Raw genomic sequence first — 26,138 nt, 5'->3', positions numbered from 1 at the left:
TTCAGCTAGGAATCAAATGGGAAACACGACGGCGCCCTGCCGGTGCCGGCCCGCCGCGAAGGCGGGCCGCACCCCGGAAGGGCGCGGCGCTGACGTAATACCGGGGAGACTTACTCCGGCGCAAAGAACTCGTTGCCGTGCATGTCCACCAGCTCCAGCGCACGACCGCCACCGCGGGCCACGCAGGTCAGCGGATCGTCGGCCACCTGCACGTGCAGGCCGGTTTCTTCGGAGATCAGGCGATCCATGTCACGCAGCAGCGCGCCACCACCGGTGAGCACGATGCCGCGCTCGGCGACGTCGGCGCACAGTTCCGGCGGGGTCTGTTCCAGCGCCAGCTTGACCGCGCTGACGATGCCGGACAGCGGCTCGTGCAGGGCTTCGAGCACCTCGTTGGAGGTGATCTTGATCATCTTCGGCACGCCCTCGGCGAGGTTGCGGCCGGAGATTTCCATCTCGATCACCTGCGCCTGCGGGTAGGCGCAGCCCAGCTCCACCTTGATCCGTTCGGCGGTGGCTTCACCGATCAGCATGCCGTGGTTGCGGCGCACGTAGTTGGTGATGGATTCGTCGAAGCGGTCACCGCCGATGCGCACCGAAGCCGAATAGACGATGCCGTTGAGCGAGATCACCGCCACTTCGGTGGTGCCGCCGCCGATATCGATGACCATCGAGCCACGCGCTTCGGTCACCGGCATGCCGGCACCGATTGCCGCGGCCATCGGCTCTTCGATCAGGAACACATCGCGCGCACCGGCCTCTTCGGCCGATTCCTTGATCGCGCGGCGCTCCACCTGGGTCGAGCCGGCCGGCACGCAGACCAGCACGCGCGGGCTCGGGCGCAGGAAGCGCGACTTGTGCACCTTCTTGATGAAGTGCTTCAGCATCGCCTCGGTGTAGGTGAAATCGGCGATGACGCCGTCCTTCATCGGGCGGATGGTGGTGATGTGGCCGGGGGTACGGCCGAGCATCTGCTTGGCTTCGGCGCCGACGGCAGCCACCGAGCGGGTGCCACCGATGGCGCGGTCCTGGCGCACGGCAACCACGGACGGCTCGTTCAGCACGATCCCCTGTCCGCGCACATAGATGAGGGTGTTGGCCGTGCCCAGGTCGATGGACAGGTCATTGGAGAACATGCCGCGGAGTTTCTTCAACATCGAGGTGGTGATCCTGAGGGGTGCGCAATTCCGGCCTGGAATGGGGAATCGTGGGCAAAATTTAGACAGACAAGCCTAACAACCCGCCCCCCTGCGGGCAAGGATATTTCCAGCCGGACCCGCGTATTCACTAGCTTTCGGCGCGATTGGTACAGGTTGGGCACCCCGCCCGCCCACGGTTGGCACCACGCCGTGCCCGGCGAGCGCACGGCACGCCATCGAAGCGGCGGCAGGCCCGCCGCCGACCGCCCGGCGCTACCCTTCGGCGGCTCCAGCCGGTAACCTTTGCGCCGTCGGGCGCCCCCATGGGCGCCGTTTGCTTGCCCACCGCCGCGGCCAGCACTCCACTCATTCCCGCATAGGCTTACATCGATGTCCGCTTTGATCTGTGGTTCTCTTGCCTTTGACACCATCATGGTGTTCCCGGACCAGTTCAAGAACCACATCCTGCCGGACAAAGTGCACATCCTGAACGTCTCGTTCCTGGTGCCGCGCATGCGTCGCGAGTTCGGCGGCTGCGCCGGCAACATCGCCTACAACCTGCACCTGCTGGGCGGCCACCCGATCCCGATGGGCACGGTGGGCACCGATTTCGGCCCGTACCGCGAGCATTTCGATGCACTGGGCATCGACCTGTCACGCGTGCGCGTGATCGAAGAACTGTTCACCCCGCAGGCCTTCATCACCACCGACCACGACAACAACCAGATCACCGCCTTCCACCCCGGGGCGATGATGCGTTCGTATGAAAACCATGTGCGCGACGTACCCGGCGTGACCCTTGGCCTGGTCGGTCCGGATGGCCGCGAAGGCATGATCCAGAACGCACTGGAATTCCACGAAGACGGCGTGCCCTTCATCTTCGATCCCGGCCAGGCGATGCCGCTGTTCAACGGCCCGGAGCTGCGCACCTTCATCGAACAGGCCGACTACGTGGTGGTCAACGACTACGAGTCCAACCTGCTGCAGGAGCGCACCGGGTGGGACGAGAAGGAAATCGTCAGCCGGGTGCAGGCCTACATCACCACCCGCGGTCCGAAGGGTGCGGTCATCCACACCCCGGAGAAGAGCTACGACATTCCGCCGGCGCACGAGCGCCGCGTGGTCGACCCGACCGGCTGTGGCGATGCGTTCCGCGCTGGCCTGATCTACGGCATCCAGAAAGGCTTCGACTGGCTGACCATCGGCCGCATGGGCAACCTGATGGGCGCGCTGAAGGTCGAGCACCCAGGCACCCAGAACCAGCGTTTCACCTTCGATGAGTTCAACGAACAGTTCAAGCAGCAGTTCGGTTACGCACTGAACGTCTGATCTGCGGCACGCGATGGCGCCGAGCCATGCTCGGCGGAATGTCCGGAGCGCCGCTGCGCTCGCCGAGCATGGCTCGGCGCTACCGGGTCACATCTCCAGCGAGGCGTGCAGCGCGCGGCAATCGGCGAAGCGCCAGTCGGCCATGCCGGGCCACGGATCACCCGGCGTATTGACCAGCACGGTATGCGTGCCGGCGGCACGCCCTGCGGCCAGGTCCATCCGATGGTCACCCACCATCACCGCCTGCGCAGCGGCGATGTCCCACCGCTGCAGGAAATAATGCAGACCATCCGGTGCCGGCTTCGGGGCGACCTCGTCGCGGCCGATGATGTCCGCATCCTGGAAAAGATCGCCCAGGCCGATCGCATCCAGGGTCAGCCTGGCCACCGCGTGGTCGTTGCGCGTCAGGATGCCCAGCCTGCTTCCCTGCCCGGCCAGCGCGCGCAGCAGATCCACGGCGCCCTCCGCCGCTACGGCGGCCTCGGCCAGCGAGCGCTCATGCTCGAACAGCCACGCGCGTTTGGCACGCGCTTCATCGGCCGGCAGCGCCACCAGGTGGGCGATGATGTCCTCGTCCACGGCGATGTCCAGCGCGCGCTTGATGGCCAGGAAATCGTGCACCGCGACGGTCAGCGTGCCGTCCATGTCGAATACCCAGTGGCGCAGTCCGTCCAGCCCCGGCTGTGCAGCCGGCACCGCGCGCGCACTCATTTCCATGGCATCTGGCTGGCATCCACGCCGCCGGTTTCGAACACCACGGTGCGCGTGCCACCAGCCTTGACCGGAAACTCGATGCTGATCGCCTGTGCCTGCCGCGCCAGCTTCCACAGCGCCGCGTGGTCGGTGATGAACATGGCGATTGCTTCGTCCGTGTCCGGGCGCCATGCGGCCATCGCGCGCGGCTTGCCGCCGTCCACGCTCACCTGCACCCGGCAGCCGCCAGGGCAGCGGAAATCGCCTGCCTGCAGCACCAGATAGGCGTGCTGCTTCCACTGCGGATGGTCGCGGAACACCAGCTGCACCGGCTTGGGACCGCTGCCGTCGACGTCCACGCGCTCCTTGCCGTATATCGAAGCAGAGCGCTGGGTGCCCTTGGTGCCGACCGGGATCTGGTTGTACTGCCACAGGCCCTGCATGCGGCGCAGGTTGCGCGCCTGGTCCGACTTGACCTTGACGTCGGCGAAGCCCGGTTCGATCCGCGCTGCCGCTGCGGTCCCCTTGTAGATGTCCAGCAGCGAGCCGCCATGCATGCGTGCACGCTCCCAGTCCTTGGCCGCGACGGCGGTGTCGTACTGCCGGGCAACCTCGTCGGCCTTGGCTTCCTTCTGCGCCTGCGCGGCCGCTTCGGCCGCCTGCTGCGCCTGGCGTTCGGCTTCGGGATCGCTGCAGGCAGCCAGGGACAATGCGCAGGCAGCGGCGAGGATCAGGTGTTTCATCGCGGATTCCGGGGTGTTGGCGTGGCTATACAGTACCTGCCAAGAGCGTGACGACCAACGGTCACCCACCACCACGCACGCTCATTACCGGGAAGGGGCCGCGCCTTCGCCCACCTGGCGCCACCAGTGCATGGAGGGCGCGGGGGCGCCGATATCCAGCCGTTCGCCCATCTGCGGGGCGGTCAGGGTGACGCCGCGTTCCGCCGCCAGCGCGGTGATGCGCTCGAAGGGCTCGGTCCATGGATGCAGGGCCAGGTCGAAGGTGCCGTTATGGATGGGCATCATCACCGCGCCGCGCACGTCCAGGTGCGCCTGCAGGCTCTGCTCCGGCTGCATGTGCACATCGGCCCAGTCGGCATCGTAGGCACCGGTTTCGATCAACGTCAGGTCGAACGGCCCGTAGCGTTCGCCGATGCGCGCGAAGCCGTCGAAGTAACCGCTGTCGCCGCTGAAGAAGATGCGCCTGCTGCCGCTGTCGATCACCCATGATGCCCACAGCGTGCGGTTGCCATCGGACAGGCCGCGGCCCGAGAAATGCTGGGCCGGCGTGGCAGTGATCTTCAGGCCCTGCACGCGGGTTTCCTGCCACCAGTCCAGCTGCTGGATCTTTTCCGCTGGCACGCCCCAGGCCACCAGGCGATCGCCCACGCCCAGCGCGGTGACGAAATGGTCGACCTTCGGCGCCAGCGCGCGGATCGCATCGTGGTCCAGGTGGTCGTAATGATCGTGAGAGATGATCACGCCGGTCAGCGGCGGCAGCGCGGCGATGTCCAGCGGCGGGGCGTGGAAGCGTCTGGGACCGATGAATGACATCGGCGAGGCACGCTCGGAGAACACCGGATCGGTCAGCCAGAAGTGGCCATCCAGCTTCATCAGCAGGGTCGAATGGCCCAGCCGCCACAGGCTGTCGTCGGGCGCGTCCAGCAATTGCTGGCGGGTCAGCGGTTGCACCGGAATCGGGGCAGGCGGGGTGGCGTCCTTCGGCTTGTCCACCATGAAGCGCCACAGCACGCCCAGCGTGCCGATGAAGCCCAGGGACGACTTGCCGGCCGGATTGTGGAAGCGGCCATCGTGGAACTGCGGCGACTGTTCGTAGGAAGCGGCGGGACGTGCACCGCAGGTCAGCAGGCCAAGGGTCATGGCGATCAACACCGTAGATAAAAGGAGGAAGCGCGGCAGGCGGCGGATCATTCGGGCATGCCCTGAAAAGTACACTGGCGAGTCTACTTCCATTTCATGAAAAGTAAACTGAACGGTGTAAAATACCCGGATGAGTGCCGATATCCGCCCTGCCCGCCTCACCGACCGCAAGCGCGCCGCGATCCTGTCCGCCGCCGTTGCCGAGTTCCGCAGTTTTGGTTTCGCGGCGACCAGCATGGACCGCATTGCCGCTGTTGCGGGGGCGTCAAAGCGTACGGTGTACAACCATTTCGCCAGCAAGGACGAATTGTTCACCGCCATCCTGTGGCAGTTGTGGGAAGCCAGCCAAGCGGTGGAGGCGGTGGCCTACGCCGCGGCGCAGCCGCTGCGGGAGCAGTTGTTGCGGTTCACCCGGCAGAAGATGCGTTTGATGTCCGATGCGAGCTTCATCGACCTGTCGCGGGTGGCGATTGCCGAGCTGGTGCATGCGCCGGAACGGGCACGGGCGATGATGGAGAAGCTGGCGGAGAAGGAAGAAGGGCTGGCGACCTGGATACGCGCGGCGCAGGCCGACGGCCGACTGCGCGCGGACGTCACGCCGGGCGAAGCGGCGCATCAACTGCAGGGCATGTTGAAGGCGTTCGCGTTCTGGCCACAGGTGACGATGGGCCAGGCACCGCTGGCGCCGGAAGCGCAGCAGCGGTTGATGGAAGACTGCGTGGACATGTTCCTGGCGCTGCACGCAACGGCGTGACGACGCGGGCACGGTGGTAGCGCCGAGCCATGCTCGGCGAGCGCAGCGGCAAATTGCACCGCGTGACGACCAACGGTTGTCACCCACCAGGGCCGACGGCATGACGGCCAGCGGCCGTCACTACCGCAGCGCGCGTCCGGCCTACTTGGCTTCGGCCTTGGACAGCATGTCCTGCACCGAACCGGTGGTGATCGGGTGGTAGCCCGGCTTGGCCTTTTCGAACGCCGCCTTGGCTACTTCCAGGCCTTCCGGCGTCTTCACCAGTTCAGCGTAGATCGGCATGATCAGCTTGCGACGGCCGACCCGCTCGATGAACTCGGCGGCCGCCGGCGTGGCCTCCGCGTAACCACTGCGGATGGCCAGCGGGTACCAGCGCATGGCGATTTCACCATTCGGCGTACCGGTGAACTTGAACACCCGATCCAGCGCGGCCAGCTTGTCCAGCGGCTGCGTGGCGCCCAGGCCGTCGATGAAGCGCACCCACTCCTGGGTACTCCACTCGGCGGTCAACTGGTTGGTCGGCAGCTTGCCGGTGCCTTCCCAGGCGATGCGCGCAGTGTCCACGTTACTGAAGTTGCGTGACTGCGCCTTGGCCGCGAACGCCGGAATGCCCGGCTGCTCCAGCCATGCGGTCAGCTCGGCCTCGGTCACCGCGCTCGGGTTCTTCGGCAGCAGGTTCTTCTTCAGGTACTCGACGAACTGATCGGTGTTCGCGCTCTGGAAGGCATGGTCGTTGAACCAGCCGCGCAGGAAGGGATCGAACACTTCACGGCCGAAGCGCTGTTCCAGGAACTCCAGGAACCAGGAGCCCTTCACGTAGGCGACCTGGCTCAGCGCTTCGTCCGGGTCACGTTCGTTCAGTGGCGGCAACGCCAGCGCCTGGTCGGCCGGGCTCATGTCCTTCACTTCGGCCAGCAGGTCGGTCTGGTCGATCTGGCGCTCCATCTCGGCCATTTCCTTGCCGTACAGCGCTTCGGTGATGCGACCCTGCACGTAGGTGGTGAAGCCTTCGTTGAGCCAGATGTCTTTCCAGCTGGCATTGGTCACCAGGTTGCCCGACCAGCTGTGCGCCAGTTCGTGGGCGACCAGCGAGACCAGCGACTTGTCACCAACGATCACGGTCGGCGTGGCGAAGGTCAGGCGCGGGTTCTCCATGCCACCGAACGGGAACGACGGCGGCAGCACCAGCATGTCGTAGCGGCCCCACCGGTACTCGCCGTACAGCTTTTCGGCCGCACCGATCATCTTCTCGGTGTCTTCGAATTCCTTGGCGGCCTTGCCGACCATGGTCGGTTCGGCCCACACGCCGGAGCGGCCGGAGATCGGCTCGAAGACCAGGTCACCCGCCGCGATGGCCAGCAGGTAGGACGGGATCGGCTGCGGCATCTTGAAGGTATAGTCGCCATCACGCGCGGCCTTGGGATCGTTGTCGGCGCTCATCAGCACCATCACGTCCGGGCGGCTGGTGACATGCGCGCTGTAGGTGAAACGCACGCTCGGCGTGTCCTGCAGCGGCACCCAGGAACGGGCGTGGATCGCCTGCGACTGGCTGAACATGAAGGGGAGCTGCTTGCCTTCGGTCATCGACGGCTCCAGCCACTGCAGGCCCGAGGCGGTAGGTGCCGTGTGGTAGCTGATCTCGACCTTGGTCGGCTGGGCCGGCGCTTCAATGGTCAGCTTGCTGCCGAATACCTTGTCCACTGGCGCCAGCACGAAGGGCAGCGCGCTGCGCGCACCATCGGCGGCGATCGCTTCCACCTTGGCCACGTCGAGCTCGCGGGTGTCCAGCACCAGCTGCCTGGCGTCCTTGTTCTTCCACTCCAGGGTGTAGGTCGCGGTGCCGCCGATCTGCTTGGCGTCGAAGTCCAGCTTCAGGTCCAGCGCGATGTCCTTGATGACGACCTTGTCCGGCTCGGCATAGGAACTTTCGTCGTGGCTGCGGTTTTCGGCCTTCACGGGAGCAGCGGGCGCCTTCTGGGCGGTCGGGGCCGTGGCAGCGGGGGCTGCAGGCTCCTGGGAGCAGCCGGCGGCAAGCGCCACGGCCAGCGGAATGAGCAGGAACGGGGTACGCATGAATCGAGACCGTTTCAGGGGTAAACCGGGATTTTACCCCCGAACCGCCCCTGGTAGCGCCGAAGGCAGCGGCAGGAGCCGCTACCAACGTCGCTCGCGACGGCCCGGAGGGTGCCGGTCAGGATGACCGGCATAGCCATGCTCGGCGGATCCCTGACGCCGAGCATGGCTCGGCGCTACCCGCTTACAGCTTGTAGCCTGAATGGATGGAGACGATGCCAGCCGACAGGTTCTTGTAGTGGCAGCGCTCGAAGCCGGCCTCGCCCATCATCGCCTTCAGTTCTTCCTGCGGCGGGTGCTTGCGGATGCTCTCGGCCAGGTACTGGTAACTATCCGAATCGCGCGCGAACAGGCGGCCCAGCTTCGGCAGCACCTTGAACGAATGGAAATCGTAGATCGGCTTGAACCAGTCCAGCGTGACTTCGGAAAACTCCAGCACGCGCGCCTGACCGCCCACCTTCAGCACGCGATGCATCTCGCGCAGCGCAGCGTCCTTGTCGGTCACGTTGCGCAGACCGAAGGCAATGGTCACCAGGTCGAAGCTGGCATCCGGGAACGGCAGCGCTTCGGCGTTGCACTGCACGTAATCCAACCCGGCCACCAGGCCGCGGTTGGTCAGGCGGTCGCGGCCGACCGACAGCATGCCAGCGTTGATGTCGCCCACCACGACGGCGCCCTCGGCACCCACCCGCTCTTTCAGCAGGGCGGCGATATCACCGGTACCACCGGCAAGATCGAGCACGCGATCACCCGGCTTCACCTGCGCGGTGGCCACGTAGTAGCGCTTCCACACCCGGTGCACGCCCAGGCTCATCAGGTCGTTCATCAGGTCGTAGTTGCGCGCGACCGAGGTGAAGACCTGGCCGACCAGCTTCTGCTTGTCCTTTGCATCGACATCGCGGAAGCCGAAATGGGTAGTTCCGGACTTGTAGGGGGATTCGCTCATGGGCTGATTATCGCACCGCGCGGGGCCGCCGGCACCCCCTGCCCGTATCATGGCCACCTGACTTCACGGAGACCCACATGATCACCACGCCCGACTACCAGGCCCTGCTGCAGACCGCCATCGCCGAGGCCCGCCAAGGGCTGGCCGAGGGCGGCGTGCCGATCGGCGCGGCGCTCTACCACAACGACGGGCGCTTGCTCGGTTGTGGCCACAATCGCCGCGTGCAGGAAGGCGACCCGTCCGTGCACGGTGAGACCGATGCGTTCCGCAAGGCCGGTCGCCAGCGCGGCTACAGGAACACCATCATGGTCACCACGCTGGCCCCCTGCTGGTACTGCAGCGGGCTGGTACGGCAGTTCAACATCGGCACCGTGGTGGTGGGGGAATCACGTACCTTCCAGGGCGGTATCGACTGGCTGCGGGAGAGCGGGGTGAACGTCATCGACCTGGACAACCAGGAGTGCGTGGACCTGCTCGGCAACTTCATCGAGCGTCACCCGGAGATCTGGAACGAAGACATCGGCGAGTGAGCTTTCCTGAATTCTTCAGCGCGGCGGTAGGCAGAACTGCCTGAACACGCGCGTGTGGGGCGTGGAAAACGACTGCGCCACGCTGATTGCACGCAGCGATGACGCTGCGTGCACTGACTGATAGCGATGATCGGAGCTCCCCCCGCCATCATTTATAAGAAGTCAGAGCCCATGCGCGCAGATGCACCCAATGTCCCTCCGGTCATCGACGTGGAGGCAGAGCTGAATTACTGGCGCCAACGGCATGCCGACGGCGCCATGGGTCCGGGATCCTTCGGTCACTTCGTGCCGTGGATCAAGTTCGCCTGTGATTCACTGATCACCCATCCCCGCGCCAGCAACGAACAGCGCGAGGAAGCGTTCCAGACCCAATACGCACTCCAGATCATGCCGCGGCTGACCGAAGCGCAGGCACGCGCGTTCATCGAGCAGGTGTGGGACCACGTGTACGTGTCCAGCATGATCCAAAGCGCCGACCGGCCGCGGCTGATCGCCTGACCGAAAGCGAGGTAGCGCCGAGCCACGCTCGGCGAGCGCGGATCAAGGCGCGCATCGACACGACGTAGACGTTGGCCGGCGTATTCATCCCGACATGAGCCTCAAGTCCGTTTTCAACACCGTTGCCAAGCGCACCGCCTACGCCACGGGCACGCCATGGACGTTCATCGCCGCTGTGTCGGTCGTGGTGATCTGGGGGGTGACCGGGCCCTTGTTCGATTTCAATGACACTTGGCAGCTGGTGATCAATACCGGCACCACCATCATCACGTTCCTGATGGTGTTCCTGATCCAGCACACGCAGAACGCCGATACGGCCGCGATGCAGATCAAGCTGGACGAACTCATCCGCGTGACCGCGCACGCCAACAAACAGCTGCTTGACCTGGAAGAGCTGGACGAGGAGCGGTTGGAAGAGATCCGCAAGGAGTATGAGCGGATGGCACGCGAGGCCGGCGATGCGCTGGAACGCGCGCGCGCGGGCCGTAGGGATGACGAGGTCTAGAGCGTGACGACCAACGGTCGTCACTACCAGTATCCGGGGTAGCGCCGAGCCATGCTCGGCGAGCGCAGCGGCAACCGCGTGACGACCAACGGTCGTCACCCACCACGGCGCGGAGCTGACCGCCAGCGGCCGTCACTATTCGAAGCTCAGCTGCGCTCGCGCCAGCCGCCGCCCAGCACCTTGTAAAGTGTGATGCGGTTGGCCTGCTGTGCCAGCACAGTCTGCAGCTGACTCTGCTGCGCGCTGTAGGCGGTGCGCCGTGCATCCAGCAGGGTGACGAAGCTGTCCAGCCCGGCGTCATAGCGCGCCTGCGACAACTGCTCGGCCTGCGTGGCGGCCGCCAGCAGCGCCTGCTGCGAAGCCGCCTGTGCGTCCAGGCTGGTGCTCAACGCCAGCGCATCAGCGGTCTCGCGGAAGCCCACCTGGATCGATTTTTCGTACTCGGCGAGTGCGATGTCACGGTCCGTGTTGGCCACTGCCAGTCCCGCCCGCAGCTTGCCGCCCTGAAAGATCGGCAGGCTGATCGTCGGCAGGAAACTCCAGACCCGTGTGCCGCTGTCGAACAGGCCGGACAACTCGCCCGAACTGCTGCCCAGCGTGCCGGTCAGCCGTATGCTGGGGAAAAACGCAGCGCGTGCCGCGCCGATGTTGGCATTGCCTGCCAGCAGGGTATGCTCGGCGGCCATGATGTCCGGGCGGCGCAGCAGCACGTCGCTGGGCAGGTCGGCCGGTGGGGGCGCCAGTGCCACCAACTGCAGATCGTTGTCGCCAGCCGGCAACAGCGCCTCGTCCACCGGGCCACCGATCAGCAGCGCCAGTGCATTGCGGTCCTGCTGCAGCTGGCCCCGCAGGCGCGCAGCATCGGTACGTGCGGTTTCCACCAGCGTACGCGTCTGCGCCAGTTCCAGCGCCGAACTTCCACCGCGTTCGAAACGCGCCTGCGCCAGCCGCAGCGAGTCTTCGTGGCTGGCCAGGGTCGCCTCGGAAATCCGCAGCAGCTCACTGTCCGCACCGAAGGTGAGCCACGCCGTGGCGGTCTCGGCGACCAGGCTCAGCTGCGCATTGCGCCGATTGGCGGCGATCGCGAAGTACTGCTGCAGGGCTGCTTCGCTGAGGTTGCGCACGCGCCCGAACAGATCCAACTCGAACTCGGTCACGCCCAGGCCCGCGGTGAACTGCTCGTTCACCGGCATGTCGCCGCCGGTGCGCTCCATCTGGCCCTGTACGCTCAGCGCAGGCACGCGGTCGGCGCGCTGGATTCGGTACTGGCCGCGTGCGCGCTCGACGCTGAGCACGGCCACGCGCAGGTCGCGGTTGTTGGCCAGGGCCTGTTCGATCACCTCTTGCAGGCGCGGGTCGGTGAAGAAATCACGCCAGCCCAGTTCGGCGGCGTCGGTCGGCCGGCCCTGCCCCGCCGTGGCCGGCCACTGCGAGGGAATGGACGGCGCGACGTCAGTCCGGTCCGGGACCAGGGAGGCACAGCCCCCCAGGCTCAGGCTGGCGATCAGCGCCAGCAGCAACGGCGTCTTGTTCATGGGGTATCACTCGACTTTGCTGCGTTGCGCAGCGTGCGGTTGAACAGCTTCTGCACCACCACGAAGAACAGCGGAATGAAGAACACGCCCAGCAGGGTGCCGGCCAGCATGCCGCCCAGCACGCCGGTGCCGATGGCACGCTGCGCACCGGAGCCGGCGCCGGAGGCGATCGCCAGCGGCAGCACGCCCAGGCCGAAGGCAAGCGAGGTCATGATGATCGGACGCAAACGATCGCGCACCGCATGCATGGTCGCTTCGATCAGCCCGGCGCCCTTCTCCAGGTTCTCCTTGGCGAACTCCACGATCAGGATCGCGTTCTTCGATGTCAGGCCCACCGTGGTCAGCATCGCCACCTGGAAGTAGATGTCGCGCTCCAGGCCCATCAGCGTGTTGGCCAGCACCGCACCGAGGATGCCCAGCGGGGCCACCAGCAGCACCGAAGTCGGCACGCTCCAGCTTTCATACAGGGCGGCCAGGCACAGGAACACGATCAGCAGCGACAGCGAGTACAGCAGCGGCGTCTGCGAGCCGGCCTGGCGCTCCTGGTAGGACAACGCGGTCCACTCGATTTCATAGCCCGGCGGCAGGTCGCGGGCGATGCGTTCGATCTCGTTCATGGCATCACCCGATGCCACGCCGCTCGCCGGCTCGCCCTGGATCTCCATCGCCGAGACACCGTTGTAGCGTTCCAGGCGGGGCGAGCCAAAGTCCCAGCGCTTGGAAGCGAAGGCACTGAACGGCACCATCTCACCGTCGCTGTTCTTCACCGACCACACGTTGAAGTCATCCGGATTCATGCGGAAGTCCGCATCGGACTGCACGTACACGCGCTTGACCCGGCCACGGTCGATGAAGTCATCGATGTAGCTGCTGCCCCACGCGGTGGCCAGGGTGTTGTTGATCGAGGTCATGTTCAGGCCCAGCGCATTGGCCTTTTCCACGTCCACGTCGATGCGCAGCTGCGGCGTATCTTCCTGGCCGTTGGGGCGGACGTTGGCCAGCACCTTGCTCTGCCCGGCCGCACCCAGCAGCTGGTTGCGGGCATTGAGCAGCGCGTCGTGCCCCTGCCCGGTGTTGTCCTTCAGGAAGAAGGTGTAACCCGAGCCGATGCCCAGTTCCGGCATCGCCGGCGGCGGGAAGGCGAAGATGAAGGCATCCTTGATCTGGCCCAGTGCGCCCATCGCACGGCCGGTGATGGCACCCACGCTCTGTTCGTCGTTGCGGTCCTTCCAGTCCTTCAGCTTGACGAAGGCCATGCCGGCGTTCTGGCCCATGCCGGCGAAGCTGAAGCCCTGCACGGCGAAGATCGATTCGATGGCCTCGCTTTCGTTTTCCAGGAAGTGGTTTTCCAGCTTGGCCATCGCCTCCAGCGTGCGTTCCTGGGTGGCACCGACCGGCGTCTGCACCAGCGCCATCAGGATGCCCTGGTCTTCATTGGGCAGGAACGAGCTGGGCAGGCGCACGAACAGGATGCCCATCACCAGCGCCAGCCCGGCAAAAATACCCATGAAGCGCCACGGCCGGGCAATGATGCCCTTCACCCCGCGCTGGTACTTCTCGCTGGACCTGTCGAAGCCGCGGTTGAAGCCACCGAAGAAACGACCGGACCAGCCCTTGTGGGCGACGTGGTGTTCGCCCTTCTTCAGCGGCTTGAGCATGGTGGCGCACAGCGCCGGGGTCAGCACGATCGCCACCAGCACCGACAGGCCCATCGCCGAGACGATCGTCGCCGAGAACTGCCGGTAGATCACGCCGGTGGCACCGCTCATGAACGCCATCGGCACGAACACCGCCGACAGCACCAGGCCGATGCCCACCAGCGCACCGGTGATCTGGTCCATCGACTTGCGCGTGGCTTCCAGCGGCGACAGCCCTTCTTCGGCCATGATGCGTTCTACGTTCTCCACCACCACGATGGCATCGTCGACCAGCAGGCCGATCGCCAGCACCATCGCGAACATGGTCAGCATGTTGATGGAGAAGCCCAGCGCGGCAAGGATGCCGAACGTACCCAGCAGCACCACCGGTACCGCGATGGTGGGGATCAGGGTGGCGCGGAAGTTCTGCAGGAACAGGTACATCACCACGAACACCAGCACGATCGCTTCGATCAGGGTCTTGATCACGCCCTTGATCGACACCTGCACGAACGGGGTGGTGTCATACGGCACCACCGATTCCAGCCCGGCCGGGAAGGTCGCCTTCATGTCTTCCAGCGCGGTACGCACGCCATTGGCGGTGTCCAGCGCATTGGCGCCGGTGGCCAGGGTGATGGCGATGCCGGTGGACGGCTTGCCGTTGTAACGGGTGACGAAGTCGTAGCTTTCCGCGCCCAGTTCAACGCGGGCGACGTCGCCCAGGCGCAGCTCGCTGCCATCGGTGCCGCCGCGAACCAGGATGTTGCGGAACTGCTCCGGGGTCTGCAGGCGGTCCTGCGCATTGATGGTGGCATTGAGCTGCTGGCCCTTCACCGACGGCGCACCGCCGAGCTGGCCGATCGCCACCTGGGCGTTCTGCGCGGTAATCGCCGCGGTGACTTCATCCACCGACAGCTTGTAGGTGTGCAGCTTGTTCGGGTCCAGCCAGATGCGCATGGCGTACTTGCCGCCGAACACCTGGATGTTGCCCACGCCCGGCACGCGGCTGAGCGGATCGACGACATTGGAGCCGACGAAGTCGGAGATGTCATTGGCATCCATGCTGCCATCGTTGGACACAAAGCCGATCACCTGCAGGAAGCCGCTGCTGGACTTGGCCACGTTGATGCCTTGCCGCTGTACTTCCTGCGGCAGCAGTGGCATGGCCAGCTGCAGCTTGTTCTGCACCTGCACCTGGGCGATGTCCGGGTTGGTACCCGATTCGAAGGTCAGGGTGATGGTGGCCTGCCCGTTGGCCGAGCTGTTGGAGGAGAAATAGATCAGCCCGTCCAGGCCTTTCATGTTCTGCTCGATGATCTGGGTCACCGAGTCTTCGACCACCTTGGCCGAAGCACCCGGATAGGTCGCGGAGATCTCGACCGCCGGCGGTGCCACTTCCGGGTACATCGACACCGGAAGGTTGATCACCGCCAGTGCGCCGGCGAGCATGATGATGATCGCGATCACCCACGCGAAGATGGGTCGATCAATGAAGAAACGTGCCATTTGATTCTCCGCTTACTGCGCGTCGGTGCCGGCCGGAGCCTGGGCGGGTGCGGCGGCGTCGGGGGACCCGGCGGCCGGGGCGGCGGCCTGCGGGGCGGCCGGCTTGGCCGGTTCACTGCCCTTCTCGGTAGCCTGCACCGGCATGTCCGGCGCGATCTTCTGCAGCCCTTCGACAATCACCTTGTCACCGGCCTGCAGGCCCTCTTCCACCAGCCACTTGTCACCCAGTGCCCGGCTCACTTTGACCGGGCGCACTTCTACCTTGCCGTCCTTGTTTACCACCATCGCGCTGGTATCGCCCTTGGCATCGCGGGCGATGCCCTGCATCGGCACCAGCACCGCGCCATTGCGCACGCCGCCGCCGATCACCGCGCGCACGTACATGCCCGGCATCAGCACGCCTTCCGGGTTGGATACCTTGACCCGCAGGCCGTAGCTGCCGGTGGTCGGATCCACGCTCACTTCGGAAAACTCCAGCGTGCCCTGCTGGTCGAAGGTGCTGCCGTCATCCAGCAGGATGCTGACCGGCAGAGTCTGGTTGTCCTGCAGGCGGCCGGCAGCCAGTTCGCGGCGCAGCTGCAGCAGCTCGGCAGCGGACTGGGTCAGGTCGACGTAGATCGGGTCCAGCTGCTGCACGGTGGCCAGCGCTTCGGCCTGGGCGGCACTGACCAGCGCGCCCTGGGTGACCGAGGACTTGCCGATGCGGCCGCTGATCGGCGCGGTGATGCGCGCGTAACCCAGCGTCACGTTGGCGGCATCAAGCGAGGCCTTTGCAGCCCCCACATCCGCTTCAGCCTGCTTCTGCGCGGCGATCGCGTTTTCCAGGTCCTGCTTGCTTACCGCATCCACCTTGGCCAGTTCGGTGATCCGCGCCGCGCTCAGCTTGGAGGCGTTGGCGGTGGCTTCGGCACGGGCCAGCTGGGCACGCGCATTGTTGGATTGCGCGCGGTAACTGGCATCGTCGATCTGGTACAGCGGCTGCCCTTCGGTCACCAGGCTGCCTTCGGTGAACAGCCGCTTGCCGACGATGCCGTTGACCTGCGGCCGCACTTCGGCGACCAGGAAGGCGGTGGTGCGGCCGGGCAGCTCGCGGGTCAGCGACACCGATTCGGCCTTCAGGGTGACCACGGTGACCTGGCCGGGACCCTGCTGGTGCGGCTGGTCATCGCCACCGCCACAGGCGGCCACGGTCGCGGCGATGGCCAACGACAAGGCAAGGGGACGAATACGGGACAGAAGCATGGGGGAGGGTCTCGATGGCAGGAATTCGGTAGCGCCGAGCCATGCTCGGCGGCCGTGGATCCGCTGCGCTTTCAGACGCATCCGGGACCCTCGGCAATCATGGGCAGGAAATATACATACATGACTGTTTGTTTGTAAAGCGGTATGATTCGTTGATGTTTCGCGCAACTTCTGAGCAATGGCCCGAAAGACCAAAGAGGAAACCCAGGCGACCCGCGAAGGGATCCTCGACGCCGCCGAATCCTGTTTCCACGATCATGGGGTAGCCCGCACCACGCTGGAGATGATCGGTGCGCGCGCCGGCTACACGCGCGGCGCGGTGTACTGGCACTTCAAGAACAAGATCGACGTGCTGGCTGCGGTGATCGAGCGCGTGCGCCTGCCCTTCATGCAGGAACTCGACCGCGCCGCCACCGAGTCGCGCGATACCCCGGTGCTGGACCTGCGCTCGGTGATCCTGGGTTCGCTGATCGACCTGGCGCAGGACGAGCGGCTGCGCAACACCATGGAGATCATGCTGCGCAGTGATTCATCGGCCGACAGCAAAGTGTTGGCCGACCTGCAGCAGGAAGGGTTCCGCGATGGGCTGGAGCGCATGGCGCGCGCCCTGCGCCGGGCCGCACAACTGGGCCAGCTCAAGCCAGGGGCGGACCCCGAAGTGGCCGCGCGGATGCTGCACGCCACGGTACTGGGCGTGCTGCACGGGGCGATGGTGGAACCGGAGCTGATGGACATCCGCCGCGATGGGATGCTGGCGCTGGACATGACGCTGGCGGCGTATGTCAAAGACGGTGTATTCGAGCCCGGCAGCGCGCCGACGCCGCTGTAGCGCGGACTGCGGCAGCGCGCTCCCCCTCCCCGTTACCGTGAGGGCACCGCACAGTTGCCGGTGATCAGCTCGCCGCTGTTGCCCGCAGGCAGTGCGTAGTCGATCACGCACTGCTGGCTTTCATCGGTTCCCAGGCGCACCGTCAAGCGGCCCGCTTCTTCGATGCCGCGCACCCACAGGCGGCTGGCCTGGCCGACCACGCCCACCACCGCGCCTGCCTCGTTGTAGACATCAAACCCGAACGGCAGCGCCCGTCCATCGGCCTGGAAGGCTTCAATCAACGCGCTGCGCCCGTTGCTGGTCGGGACCACCAGCTTGACCACCGCGCCGGCCGTCGGTACGCCGATGACGGACGTGGTCTTCAGCTCCACATCCAACGGCAACCCCTTCGGATCCACCGTCACTTCGTTGCGGCGGAACGGGGTCATGTAGGGGACGACAGCGTATCCCTTCGCATTGGTCTTGACGCCCACGGTGCTGTCCAGCGCCGCGCCTGCTGCATCGGGCACCTGCACCAGCGCGATGGTGTCACCGAGTTGCTGGGCGAACACCACGCCATCGCCATGCAGCACGATGCCACCGGTCGCGCCCAGGCTCAGCCCACGGCTGCCGGAGGCCTGGTTGTAGCCTGCGTTGAGCGTGGCCACCGATGCCTGGTAACTGACGCCCGCGTCGTAGTTCGCGCCTGTACCGCTGTAGCGGCTGATCGATGCGTTGTAGCCGCCCTGGCGACGCTCACCGAAGGTGCCGGTGACGCCGGCACGCTCATCGTCACGACCATCGCTGCTGCGGTTCACCGCCGTAGTCAGGCGCGGCGCGCTGCTGCGCGAGCCCAGCGGCACGGTCACGTTCAGATGGAAACTGTTGCCCTCCCGGCCCGCCCCGCCGCCCAAGCTGCGTTCCAGGCTGCGCTGCGCCGACAGGCTGTAGCTGGCAGGGCCGAGCCGGTCGGCGTAACCCACCGAAAAATTGGTGCGCCGCTGGTCCTGGTTCCAGTAGTCCACGCTGCTGGCGCTGGCATACAGCGACGCCGCACCTGCGCCCAGACGCTGGTTGAGGTTGATGTCCAGGCGCGAGCGCTGGCGTGCGAACAGCCGCCCGCCTTCACCCTCGGCCATCAGCTGGCGCAGGCGTGCCGCATCGCCCAACGACAGATAGCCCTGGGTCGAAAAGCGATACGCGGCCATCGACAGATTGGTGCCGGTCGCCGGAATGTCCTTGCTGAAAGCCAGCCGGTAGGACTGGCCCTGCATGCGCGAACCCGACGCCGGCAGCGCGCCGCGCAACTGCGTACGTGCCACCGTGACATCACCGGAGAACGCACCGAGGCGGGTGTTCAGCGCGCCGCCGAGCAGGCCGGCCGCATAACCATCGCTGGCGGTGACCCCCCCGAAGCCGGTGAACCGGTTGCTCATCCCCTTGCGCAGGGTTGCCTCCAGCAACGCCGGGGTATCGCGCAGCCACGCGTCGTCCAGCGTGCCCACGGTGACGTTGAAGCGGTGCTGGCCAGCGCGCAGCAGCTGCGGCACGGAAGCGAAAGGCACCACGAAATGCTGCACGCGGCCATCGTTTTCGATGACTTCCACGTCCAGGTCGCCGGCATAGGCGGTTCCGTACAGGTCATTGATCTCGAACGGACCGGCGGCGACGTTGGCCTGGTACAGCACCGCATCGCGCTGGCGGATCACCACCCGGGCGTTGGTCTGTGCCACACCGCGCACCGTGGGTGCATAGTCACGCTGCGACTGCGGCAGCATGCGCGGATCGGTCGCCACACTGACGCCACGGAAGCTGACCCCGTCGAACAGGTCACCGTTGGTGCTGGCCTCGCCCACGGTCAGCTCGGTGCCCCATGAGGCAATGGAACGCTGGGCGTAGCTGCGCCCAGCGCGATACGACGTGCCGCGCCCACTGGCCTGCGAAAGATAGCCGTCGTGGCGCACGCGCCAGGCGCCCAGGTTGACCCCGGCGTTGAGCATCGCGCTGGTCGACTGCCCCTGGTAGCTGCGGCTCTGGATGCGCTGGTGGCTGATGGAATAGCCCAGCATCGCCGCACTGACACCGTCATCCCACAATTCCGGACTGACCCAGCCACGCGGATCGCGTGACAGGTAGGCCTGCGGGATGCTCACTTCCAGCGCCAGTTCGCCGGCGTCGAAGCGCACGCTGGCCTGCGGGATGAACGTGGACAGGGGCTCACAGCTGACCGTGTCGGGCAACGCCTGCAGGGGGATCGACGGGCCGTCGCCCTCGGTGGCGCTGCCCGGTTGCGGCAGGCGCGCGGGATCCACGCCCAGCACCGCTATCAGTTCCGGTGAAAGACATACGGCGGTGGAGCCGTTGTCCAACGCGCGCAGTTCCACATCACGCCGCGCGACAACATTGCCATTGACCTTGATGTCGGCACTGTAGATACCCGGCACATCCTCGCCGCTCTCGAACCGGCTCAGGTCCAGCGCGCCGGCCTGCGAACCCTGCAGGAACTGCGCGTTGAACTCCACGTTTGGCGCCGCCCACGCGATGGCTGGAAACAAGGCACCTACCACGGCCAAGGCCAGGCGGCACGGCTTCGGCGCTGACGATGTCGGGCTGCGGAACAGCATGGCGGATCTCCAGGAAGGCATGCGGCGGCGACACCTGCCAGGGGCAGGCATCGGCGGTGTGACGTCGATCGGAAGGCGGGACGGCGGCCGCGCTACGGATCAGTTGCCGGACAGCGGCACGGACTGGCCGATGCTGGCGCCGAAGTCGTTGATGTACTGGAACTGCACGTTGCCGCCACTGGGACGTGCCCGCAGGCTGTCCAGCGCATAGCGTTCGGTGGACTGCGGCGCGATCATCGGCGGGTCGACCGCAGGGTGGTCGACACCCTGCACGCGCAGGCCCAGGGTGCCGACATGCACGTAATACGGCGTCGGATTGGTGGCCTGCAGGGCCCATCCCTTGCCATCCTGCACCAAGCTCCACTGCAGCTTCTGAGGCGCGGTGCCGGCGTCGTCCAGTCCGTTGGGGCGATAGATCAGCTTGATGCGCGTGCGCAGGCTGAACTGCAGGTAGTTGCCCGTGGCAATCTCGCCGTCCTGTGGTACCGGCGGGATGTCCAGTACATTGAGGTAATAGATGCTCTCGCGGTCCTGCGGCAGGTCACCGCCGGTAAACAGGATGCGCAGCGACTGCGATTTGCCGCCGTCCAGGCGGAACACCGGCGGACGCAGCACGAACGGGGTGACGCTCTCTTCCGGCGCGGCCAGCTTGTCACCGGCGTCGGTCCACGCCTGCACCAGCGATGCCTTCTGTCCGACGTTTTCAATGCGCACGGTGATCTCGCGCTGGTTGCCGGGGAATATCTGACGGGTGCCGTGCACGATGACGCCCGCGTCGGCCGAAACACTGGCCAGCAGCGAGGCAACAGCTACACAGCAGAGGAGTCCGGTACGGATCAGGTTCATGACAGGTCACTCGTTGCGGGCGTGGCCCGGGATGGCCGGGGCCCCAAGGCCCCGACCGGTACTACAACGGCCGTTCGATTACTTGTAATCGATGGTGTAGCCGACGCTCGCGTTGACCTCGCCGGCGGTGGCTGCGCCAGTGGCGCGGTATTCGGCGGCGAAGTCGATCTGCTGGGTGGACGCCAGGTCGATTTCAGCCGAACGCCACGGCGTGGCGATGTTGATCGGCGCGTCGGTGGCATCGCGCAGGGCGATCTGCACGTTCGCTGCAGGATCGGTAGCAGCGCTGTTGTTCAGGAAACCGTTGCTCTGGTTGGCGTCGCGGTTCGGGTTCAGTTCAATGGCTGCAGTGCCGCTGGTGCACTGGGCGTCGGAACCGCCGATCACCAGCGAAACGGTCCGCTTGCCGGCCGTGTCACCGGCGTTCGCCAGCGCGGTGGTCGGCACGGTCGGCAGGGTCACGATCGGATCTTGGGCGGTGCCGCCGCTGCCCGGCCAGGTGATGTCGCACGTGGTGGCCGTGATCTGGCCGTTGAAGGTGATCGTGCCGCTCTGCGCCGAAGCAGAGAACGAGGCACCAATGGCCAGGGCGGCCGACAGCGCGATTGCAAGCTTGTTCATGGAATGGAATCCTTGGTTGATCGGGTGGGAACATCTGCTCGGCGGAATCCGGCGTGGGTTGGATGTCAGCCGCAAGGACTGGCTCGTCCTTGACATCTAATCTAGTAACCGGGCCGCCGGGATTTAATAGGACGGGGATGAAAGCCGGTTCATGGCGACAGACGAATGTGGCCGATGACATCCCATACCGCAGGGCCCCGCCATCGGACGCGACTGAACCGCATCGCGCTTGGACGGACGCACTGCGCACCGCATGCGTCAGCGGCTCAGGGATAGTTGAGGGTGTAACCCAACGGGGCCTGGAAGGCGCCCGGAATGGCATCCTGGCCGTCGGCGTAGTACTCGGCGAAGAAGGTGAACTCAGCCACGTCGCCCACTGAAGCTGCCGGACGCAGGACCGCCCCACCAGCCAGGTTGATCGGCGCGTCCTGCGCGTCGCGCAGCCCCACCACCGCGTTGGTGCCGCCACCGAGGCCCAGCACCCCATTGCGCAGGCGGCCATTGAGCAGGTTCGCCGAACGGTCGGTGTTCAACGCGATGGCCAAGCGATCACTCGAACAGACCGGGTCACTACCGCTGATCCGTACCACCACCGGAGTGCGGCCTCCGCTCTGTCCCGAGCGCAGCGAGTTTGTCGCGATAGTGGGCAGGGAAACGGTCGCGTCATTGCCGACCACACCGTCAAAGGAGACTTCGCAGGTGACGGTCGAGACGGCGCCGTTGAAGGTGATGTCGCCACTCTGGGCCTGCGCGGCGCCTGTTGCGCCGAGCAGGATGAGCGCAAGCGTGGCGGGCAAGCGCATTGATGCAGTTTGCATGGAAGGTGCTCCTTGTTTCGTCCAATGACCATTCGTACCCGGGAACGGACTGTCGCCGGGAAGGCCATCGTCGAGGAGCGCGGCCGCAAACAGACTAGGACGCGACGGAAGGCGCAGCGTCTGCGGCGGATGTTCTGGCCGCGGTCACAGCAACAGTGTGATTAGGCGCACGTGTCTGCGCGAGTTCGGCGCAAGGTCGGCCAGAAAGGGTCCCGGCCACGTCACGGCAGTCGGCGGTAGCGCCGACCCGTGGTCTGCGAGCGCAGCGGGCGGCGCCGCATGGCCGGCAGGCCCCGCAAACGCAGAAGGCCGCCTTTCGGCGGCCTTGCGGTATCAGAGAATGTAGCGGCTCAGGTCGGGATCCTTGACCAGCTCACCCAAGTGTTTGTCCACGTACGCGGTGTCGATGGCCATTGTCTCACCATCACGATCCGGCGCTTCATAGCTCAATGAATCAAGCAGGCGTTCCAACACGGTATGCAGTCGACGGGCGCCGATGTTCTCCTGCCGTTCGTTCACCAGGAACGCGATTTCCGCGAGCCGGTCGATGGCATCTTCGTTGAAGCTGATCTTGACACCCTCCGTCAGCAGCAGTGCTTCGTACTGCTTGGTCAACGCTGCCTTCGGTTCAGTCAGGATGCGTACGAAATCGGCCTTTGTCAGGGCCCCCAGTTCGACGCGGATCGGGAAGCGGCCCTGCAGCTCCGGGATCAGGTCACTGGGCTTGGCAAGATGGAAGGCACCGGAGGCGATGAACAGGATGTGGTCGGTCTTGACCGTCCCGTACTTGGTGGACACGTTGGATCCTTCCACCAGCGGCAGCAGATCGCGCTGCACGCCCTCACGCGAGACATCGCCACCGCCCACGTTGTCACCGCGCTTGGCAACCTTGTCGATCTCGTCGATGAACACGATGCCATGCTGTTCGCAGGCCTCGATGGCTGCGCTGCGCACATCATCTTCGTTGACCAGCTTTGCGGCTTCTTCTTCCTGCAGCAGCGGGCGCGCTGCCTTGATGGTGAGCGTGCGCTTGTTTGATTTCGAACCGCCCAGGTTGGCGAACATCGACTTCAGCTGCTGACCCATCTCCTCCATGCCCGGCGGGGTCATGATATCCATGCTGACGTTGGCCGCGATCTCCAGTTCGATCTCGCGGTCGTCCAGCTCCCCGTTGCGTAGCATGCGGCGGAACTTGATGCGGGTTTCGTTGTCCTGCGAAGACGGCTCGTTGCGCGCCGCTTCCGGATCAAAGCCGATGCCACCGCTGCGACGTGGCAGCAGCGCATCCAGGATACGGTCTTCGGCGCGCTCTTCGGCCTGCGTGCGCACGCGCACTTTGGCCTGTTCGCGGTACAGCTTGACCGCGGTGTCTGCCAGGTCGCGGATGATCTGCTCCACGTCCTTGCCCACGTAGCCCACCTCGGTGAAGCGCGTGGCTTCCACCTTGACGAATGGCGCATTGGCCAACGTCGCCAGGCGGCGCGCGATCTCGGTCTTGCCCACGCCGGTTGGACCGATCATCAGGATGTTCTTCGGCATTACTTCATCGCGCAACTCGGCCGGCAACTGCATGCGGCGCCAGCGGTTGCGCAGCGCGATGGCCACCGCGCGCTTGGCATCGTGCTGGCCGACGATATGGCGGTCCAGTTCCTGCACGATCTCGCGCGGGGTCATGGAAGCGGAGGTGTTCTCGAATTTCTTGGACATGGGGTGCTCACGAATGAGGATTGCCGACTTGAGTCGGCACTAGCAGAACGATGGCCGACCAAGGTCGGCACTACCCGTGCGGTCAGAGCTCTTCGACCACCACGTTGCGGTTGGTGTAGATGCAGATGTCCCCGGCGATGCCGATGGCTTCGCTGGCGATGGTGCGCGCATCCAGTTCGGTGTGCGCCATCAGTGCACGTGCGGCCGACAGGGCGTACGAGCCACCGGAGCCGATGGCGATGATGCCGTCTTCCGGTTCGATCACATCGCCGGTGCCGCTGATGATCAGCGAGGTTTCCTTGTCTGCCACGGCCAGCAGCGCTTCAAGCTTGCCAAGGCGCCGCTCGGTGCGCCAGTCCTTGGCCAGCTCGACGGCGGCCCGCTGCAGCTGGCCATGCTTTTCAAGCTTGGCCTCGAACAGTTCGAACAGGGTGAAGGCATCGGCCGCTGCACCGGCGAAGCCAGCCAGCACCTGGCTGTCCCGGCCCAGCCGGCGGACCTTGCGTGCATTGCCCTTCATCACCGTGTGGCCGAGGGTGACCTGGCCGTCGCCGGCGATGGCCACATGCTCGCCGCGGCGGACGCAGACGATGGTGGTGGCGTGGAAAACTGTGGGATTCTGGCTGGGGTCCATGTGGCCTCCGGTAAGCTGTGCGAAGGACATGGGGCCAGCGCCGGCCGCCATCAAGCGGCTACGGTAGGAAGCCGTTCATCCGACCGCCCGCGGTCCCGCCCGACGCTCAGTCATACACCAGGACGTACTCCACCTGTGCCGTTACCGTGCCCGGCTGCGCCGCCGCCGTGGCGTGATAGGTCGCCCACCAGCTGAGCACGCCCATTCCGTTTTCGTCGATGGGTATCGGCAGCGAGTTCTCGTTGGTGATCAACTGCACGTCCTGGAACGCGGCATTGAGCACCACCACGTCCACGTTGCGTGCGGTGCCCTGGTTGTTCAACCGGCCCGCCTCGTTGCTGTGCCCTACGCTGCGGAACATCGCACGCACGTTGGCCTGCTGGCACGGGTGCTCGCCGCTGCCGATGACCAGGTGGAAGGGAATCATCGTCCCGCGTCGCCCGGCCCGGTTCAACACTGCCTGGCGTGTGGCAGGCAGGCGGACCACCATATCCGGGCCGGTGCCGGGGACATCGCTGATCCCTTCGACAATGCAGGTCGCGGCAACCACCCGGCCGGTAAACGAAACGGCCCCGTCCTGCCCTGCGGCTCCCGTTGCCAGGGCGCTCATCGCCAATCCCAACGCCACCTTGATCATCCGCACGAATCTGCCTCCCGATGCCTGTTGCACGTCGCCCAGGTGCTTTGCCCGACCGGACGAGTGATGGCCGGCAAGCGTCTGGTTTTCCAGGCGCAGGGTGCATAAGACGCGACTGAGGCAACGCGATGTCCAGACAGATGCACCTCATCCGGCCATCAATGGACGTGTCTGCCACGATGCTGCGTCCTTGCTGCCGCGGGGAAGCGTGGCCCGGCAGGCGGCACCCGGCTGGACGCGTCGGGTCAGCCCGCCGCGTCGTCCTCGGACGGTCCGGCGACAGGTGTGCTGCCACTCTGCCGCTTTGCACGCGGATGGGCCGCGTCGTACACCTTGGCCAGGTGCTGGAAGTCCAGGTGGGTGTAGATCTGCGTGGTCGCGATGTCGGCATGCCCCAGCAGTTCCTGCACACCGCGCAGGTCGCCGGAAGATTCCAGGATGTGGCTGGCGAAACTGTGCCGCAGCATGTGCGGGTGCACGTGCTTGAACAGTCCCTGGCGCTGCGCCAGCTGCTTGATGCGTACCTGCACGGCACGCTGGCTGATGGCACCATTGCGCCCGGGGAAAACAGGCGCTGCGGGGGCAGCGTTGGTTTCTGCACGCCACGCTTCCAGCGCTTGGCGTGCGGGGCGCCCGAACGGCACCCGGCGCTGCCGGTTGCCCTTGCCGAGCACGTTGACCAGGCCGCTGGCGAAGTCCAGGTCACGCCAGGTCAGCGCGCACAGTTCGCTCAGGCGCAGGCCGGAGGAATAGAACAGTTCCAGCAGCGCGCGGTCGCGCCTTCCCAGTTCACCATCAGCAGGCAGTTCGACCAGCCGCACGGCCTCGTCGGCGTCGAGCACCTGCGGCAGGCGGCGCGGTGCACGTGGGGCTTTCAGTCCAAGCGTCGGATCGACCTGCAGCCGCCCATGCTTGAGCTGCCACGCGTAATACCCCCGGCAGGCGGACAGGCGCCGCTGCAGGCTCTTGGCCGACAACCCCCGACGATGCTCATCGGCGACGAAGCCGCGCAACTGCTCGCCGTCCAGCGCATCCACGCTGCAGTCGCGTGCTTCGGCCCAGCGCTGCAGCGCGTCCAGATCACGCCGGTAGGCATCCAGCGTGTGCGCCGACATGCGGCGCTCGACCATCATGTACTGCAGGAATGCCGGCACCGCATCGTTCATGGCCGCG

23 protein-coding genes are annotated in these 26,138 nt (G+C 65.8%); 6 read left to right on the top strand and 17 right to left on the bottom strand.

Features of this window, described 5'->3' with window-relative positions; all coding sequences use genetic code 11:
- Positions 1-110 precede the first annotated feature (110 nt).
- On the bottom strand, positions 111-1,157 hold the full coding sequence (locus tag SOM47_RS03555) for a rod shape-determining protein (RefSeq protein WP_057509333.1): 1,047 nt from the start codon (positions 1,155-1,157) through the stop codon (positions 111-113).
- A 372-nt stretch (positions 1,158-1,529) separates the two neighbouring features.
- On the opposite strand from SOM47_RS03555, the gene SOM47_RS03550 reads away from it, so the two are divergent.
- Positions 1,530-2,468: a carbohydrate kinase family protein gene (locus tag SOM47_RS03550; RefSeq protein ID WP_042615022.1), complete on the top strand. Its 939-nt coding sequence runs from the start codon at positions 1,530-1,532 to the stop codon at positions 2,466-2,468.
- An 87-nt stretch (positions 2,469-2,555) separates the two neighbouring features.
- On the opposite strand, the gene SOM47_RS03545 is transcribed toward SOM47_RS03550, so the two are convergent.
- The 3 genes from SOM47_RS03545 to SOM47_RS03535 all read right to left on the bottom strand — a co-directional run bounded on the left by SOM47_RS03545 (position 2,556) and on the right by SOM47_RS03535 (position 5,095).
- On the bottom strand, positions 2,556-3,179 hold the full coding sequence (locus tag SOM47_RS03545; RefSeq protein ID WP_042615021.1) for an HAD family hydrolase: 624 nt from the start codon (positions 3,177-3,179) through the stop codon (positions 2,556-2,558).
- Entirely contained in the window at positions 3,176-3,904 is a 729-nt protein-coding gene (locus SOM47_RS03540) for a hypothetical protein (protein ID WP_192082892.1), read from the bottom strand. The genes SOM47_RS03545 and SOM47_RS03540 overlap by 4 nt, the downstream gene beginning before the upstream one ends.
- 84 nt (positions 3,905-3,988) lie before the next feature.
- Complete coding sequence (locus SOM47_RS03535) at positions 3,989-5,095, bottom strand: MBL fold metallo-hydrolase (RefSeq protein WP_414715748.1); 1,107 nt, start codon at positions 5,093-5,095, stop codon at positions 3,989-3,991.
- Between the two features lie 79 nt (positions 5,096-5,174).
- Here SOM47_RS03535 and SOM47_RS03530 point away from each other — a divergent pair, with 79 nt between their 5' ends.
- On the top strand, positions 5,175-5,798 hold the full coding sequence (locus SOM47_RS03530; RefSeq protein WP_320504780.1) for a TetR/AcrR family transcriptional regulator: 624 nt from the start codon (positions 5,175-5,177) through the stop codon (positions 5,796-5,798).
- 141 nt (positions 5,799-5,939) lie between these two features.
- On the opposite strand, the gene SOM47_RS03525 is transcribed toward SOM47_RS03530, so the two are convergent.
- Together SOM47_RS03525 and ubiE are read right to left on the bottom strand one after the other, a co-directional pair.
- Positions 5,940-7,871 carry a M1 family metallopeptidase gene (locus SOM47_RS03525; protein WP_320504779.1) on the bottom strand — a complete coding sequence of 644 codons (1,932 nt, stop codon included), beginning with the start codon at positions 7,869-7,871 and terminating at the stop codon, positions 5,940-5,942.
- A 184-nt stretch (positions 7,872-8,055) separates the two neighbouring features.
- On the bottom strand, positions 8,056-8,817 hold the full coding sequence (gene ubiE / locus SOM47_RS03520; protein ID WP_042615017.1) for a bifunctional demethylmenaquinone methyltransferase/2-methoxy-6-polyprenyl-1,4-benzoquinol methylase UbiE: 762 nt from the start codon (positions 8,815-8,817) through the stop codon (positions 8,056-8,058).
- Between the two features lie 77 nt (positions 8,818-8,894).
- Here ubiE and SOM47_RS03515 point away from each other — a divergent pair, with 77 nt between their 5' ends.
- The 3 genes from SOM47_RS03515 to SOM47_RS03505 all read left to right on the top strand — a co-directional run bounded on the left by SOM47_RS03515 (position 8,895) and on the right by SOM47_RS03505 (position 10,350).
- On the top strand, positions 8,895-9,347 hold the full coding sequence (locus SOM47_RS03515) for a nucleoside deaminase (RefSeq protein ID WP_042615016.1): 453 nt from the start codon (positions 8,895-8,897) through the stop codon (positions 9,345-9,347).
- A gap of 171 nt (positions 9,348-9,518) precedes the next feature.
- Positions 9,519-9,845 (top strand): hypothetical protein, encoded by a 327-nt coding sequence (locus tag SOM47_RS03510; RefSeq protein ID WP_042615015.1) that lies wholly within the window; start codon positions 9,519-9,521, stop codon positions 9,843-9,845.
- 94 nt (positions 9,846-9,939) lie between these two features.
- A complete protein-coding gene (locus tag SOM47_RS03505) occupies positions 9,940-10,350 on the top strand; it encodes a low affinity iron permease family protein (RefSeq protein ID WP_320504778.1) in 411 nt (136 codons plus the stop codon).
- 146 nt (positions 10,351-10,496) lie between these two features.
- Here SOM47_RS03505 and SOM47_RS03500 read toward each other — a convergent pair whose 3' ends face one another.
- The 3 genes from SOM47_RS03500 to smeD are packed head-to-tail and all read right to left on the bottom strand — an operon-like array spanning position 10,497 to position 16,270.
- Positions 10,497-11,885 carry an efflux transporter outer membrane subunit gene (locus tag SOM47_RS03500; protein ID WP_320504777.1) on the bottom strand — a complete coding sequence of 463 codons (1,389 nt, stop codon included), beginning with the start codon at positions 11,883-11,885 and terminating at the stop codon, positions 10,497-10,499.
- Positions 11,882-15,028, bottom strand: a complete 3,147-nt coding sequence (gene smeE / locus SOM47_RS03495) for a multidrug efflux RND transporter permease subunit SmeE (RefSeq protein ID WP_320504776.1) — start codon at positions 15,026-15,028, stop codon at positions 11,882-11,884. The genes SOM47_RS03500 and smeE overlap by 4 nt, the downstream gene beginning before the upstream one ends.
- A 12-nt stretch (positions 15,029-15,040) precedes the next feature.
- Entirely contained in the window at positions 15,041-16,270 is a 1,230-nt protein-coding gene (gene smeD / locus SOM47_RS03490; protein ID WP_320504775.1) for a multidrug efflux RND transporter periplasmic adaptor subunit SmeD, read from the bottom strand.
- 178 nt (positions 16,271-16,448) lie between these two features.
- Between smeD and SOM47_RS03485 the strand changes: the two genes are divergently transcribed.
- Entirely contained in the window at positions 16,449-17,099 is a 651-nt protein-coding gene (locus SOM47_RS03485; RefSeq protein ID WP_320504774.1) for a TetR family transcriptional regulator, read from the top strand.
- Between the two features lie 32 nt (positions 17,100-17,131).
- Here the strand turns inward: SOM47_RS03485 and SOM47_RS03480 are convergent, their stop codons facing one another.
- From SOM47_RS03480 to xerC, 8 genes are all read right to left on the bottom strand, one after another.
- Positions 17,132-19,702, bottom strand: coding sequence for a fimbria/pilus outer membrane usher protein (locus SOM47_RS03480; protein WP_320504773.1), 2,571 nt, complete (start codon positions 19,700-19,702; stop codon positions 17,132-17,134).
- Positions 19,703-19,801: 99 nt separating this feature from the next.
- The gene (locus SOM47_RS03475) at positions 19,802-20,548 is read right to left on the bottom strand and encodes a fimbrial biogenesis chaperone (protein ID WP_320504772.1); all 747 of its coding nucleotides are present in this window, start codon (positions 20,546-20,548) and stop codon (positions 19,802-19,804) included.
- A gap of 78 nt (positions 20,549-20,626) precedes the next feature.
- Positions 20,627-21,169, bottom strand: a complete 543-nt coding sequence (locus tag SOM47_RS03470) for a fimbrial protein (protein ID WP_320504771.1) — start codon at positions 21,167-21,169, stop codon at positions 20,627-20,629.
- Positions 21,170-21,435: 266 nt separating this feature from the next.
- Positions 21,436-21,987, bottom strand: a complete 552-nt coding sequence (locus SOM47_RS03465; RefSeq protein WP_320504770.1) for a fimbrial protein — start codon at positions 21,985-21,987, stop codon at positions 21,436-21,438.
- A gap of 333 nt (positions 21,988-22,320) precedes the next feature.
- Positions 22,321-23,694 carry an ATP-dependent protease ATPase subunit HslU gene (hslU, locus tag SOM47_RS03460; RefSeq protein WP_042614327.1) on the bottom strand — a complete coding sequence of 458 codons (1,374 nt, stop codon included), beginning with the start codon at positions 23,692-23,694 and terminating at the stop codon, positions 22,321-22,323.
- 82 nt (positions 23,695-23,776) lie between these two features.
- The gene (gene hslV, locus SOM47_RS03455; RefSeq protein WP_042614336.1) at positions 23,777-24,328 is read right to left on the bottom strand and encodes an ATP-dependent protease subunit HslV; all 552 of its coding nucleotides are present in this window, start codon (positions 24,326-24,328) and stop codon (positions 23,777-23,779) included.
- A gap of 106 nt (positions 24,329-24,434) precedes the next feature.
- Positions 24,435-24,971, bottom strand: coding sequence for a fimbrial protein (locus SOM47_RS03450; RefSeq protein WP_152620665.1), 537 nt, complete (start codon positions 24,969-24,971; stop codon positions 24,435-24,437).
- A 239-nt stretch (positions 24,972-25,210) separates the two neighbouring features.
- On the bottom strand, positions 25,211-26,131 hold the full coding sequence (gene xerC, locus SOM47_RS03445) for a tyrosine recombinase XerC (protein ID WP_192082884.1): 921 nt from the start codon (positions 26,129-26,131) through the stop codon (positions 25,211-25,213).
- Positions 26,132-26,138 lie beyond the last annotated feature (7 nt).

The organism is Stenotrophomonas sp. CFBP8980, assembly GCF_034046095.1.
Taxonomy (GTDB): Bacteria; Pseudomonadota; Gammaproteobacteria; order Xanthomonadales; family Xanthomonadaceae; genus Stenotrophomonas; species Stenotrophomonas lacuserhaii.
The sequence above is the reverse complement of the archived record's forward strand: the minus strand, read 5'-3'. Positions and strand labels throughout refer to the sequence as shown.

Coding starts and splice junctions, on each gene's coding strand:
- SOM47_RS03555 (WP_057509333.1), bottom strand. CDS start 1,157: ATGTTGAAGAAACTCCGCGGCATGTTCTCCAATGACCTGTCCATCGAC.
- SOM47_RS03550 (WP_042615022.1), top strand. CDS start 1,530: ATGTCCGCTTTGATCTGTGGTTCTCTTGCCTTTGACACCATCATGGTG.
- SOM47_RS03545 (WP_042615021.1), bottom strand. CDS start 3,179: ATGAGTGCGCGCGCGGTGCCGGCTGCACAGCCGGGGCTGGACGGACTG.
- SOM47_RS03540 (WP_192082892.1), bottom strand. CDS start 3,904: ATGAAACACCTGATCCTCGCCGCTGCCTGCGCATTGTCCCTGGCTGCC.
- SOM47_RS03535 (WP_414715748.1), bottom strand. CDS start 5,095: ATGATCCGCCGCCTGCCGCGCTTCCTCCTTTTATCTACGGTGTTGATC.
- SOM47_RS03530 (WP_320504780.1), top strand. CDS start 5,175: ATGAGTGCCGATATCCGCCCTGCCCGCCTCACCGACCGCAAGCGCGCC.
- SOM47_RS03525 (WP_320504779.1), bottom strand. CDS start 7,871: ATGCGTACCCCGTTCCTGCTCATTCCGCTGGCCGTGGCGCTTGCCGCC.
- ubiE (WP_042615017.1), bottom strand. CDS start 8,817: ATGAGCGAATCCCCCTACAAGTCCGGAACTACCCATTTCGGCTTCCGC.
- SOM47_RS03515 (WP_042615016.1), top strand. CDS start 8,895: ATGATCACCACGCCCGACTACCAGGCCCTGCTGCAGACCGCCATCGCC.
- SOM47_RS03510 (WP_042615015.1), top strand. CDS start 9,519: ATGCGCGCAGATGCACCCAATGTCCCTCCGGTCATCGACGTGGAGGCA.
- SOM47_RS03505 (WP_320504778.1), top strand. CDS start 9,940: ATGAGCCTCAAGTCCGTTTTCAACACCGTTGCCAAGCGCACCGCCTAC.
- SOM47_RS03500 (WP_320504777.1), bottom strand. CDS start 11,885: ATGAACAAGACGCCGTTGCTGCTGGCGCTGATCGCCAGCCTGAGCCTG.
- smeE (WP_320504776.1), bottom strand. CDS start 15,028: ATGGCACGTTTCTTCATTGATCGACCCATCTTCGCGTGGGTGATCGCG.
- smeD (WP_320504775.1), bottom strand. CDS start 16,270: ATGCTTCTGTCCCGTATTCGTCCCCTTGCCTTGTCGTTGGCCATCGCC.
- SOM47_RS03485 (WP_320504774.1), top strand. CDS start 16,449: ATGGCCCGAAAGACCAAAGAGGAAACCCAGGCGACCCGCGAAGGGATC.
- SOM47_RS03480 (WP_320504773.1), bottom strand. CDS start 19,702: ATGCTGTTCCGCAGCCCGACATCGTCAGCGCCGAAGCCGTGCCGCCTG.
- SOM47_RS03475 (WP_320504772.1), bottom strand. CDS start 20,548: ATGAACCTGATCCGTACCGGACTCCTCTGCTGTGTAGCTGTTGCCTCG.
- SOM47_RS03470 (WP_320504771.1), bottom strand. CDS start 21,169: ATGAACAAGCTTGCAATCGCGCTGTCGGCCGCCCTGGCCATTGGTGCC.
- SOM47_RS03465 (WP_320504770.1), bottom strand. CDS start 21,987: ATGCAAACTGCATCAATGCGCTTGCCCGCCACGCTTGCGCTCATCCTG.
- hslU (WP_042614327.1), bottom strand. CDS start 23,694: ATGTCCAAGAAATTCGAGAACACCTCCGCTTCCATGACCCCGCGCGAG.
- hslV (WP_042614336.1), bottom strand. CDS start 24,328: ATGGACCCCAGCCAGAATCCCACAGTTTTCCACGCCACCACCATCGTC.
- xerC (WP_192082884.1), bottom strand. CDS start 26,131: ATGAACGATGCGGTGCCGGCATTCCTGCAGTACATGATGGTCGAGCGC.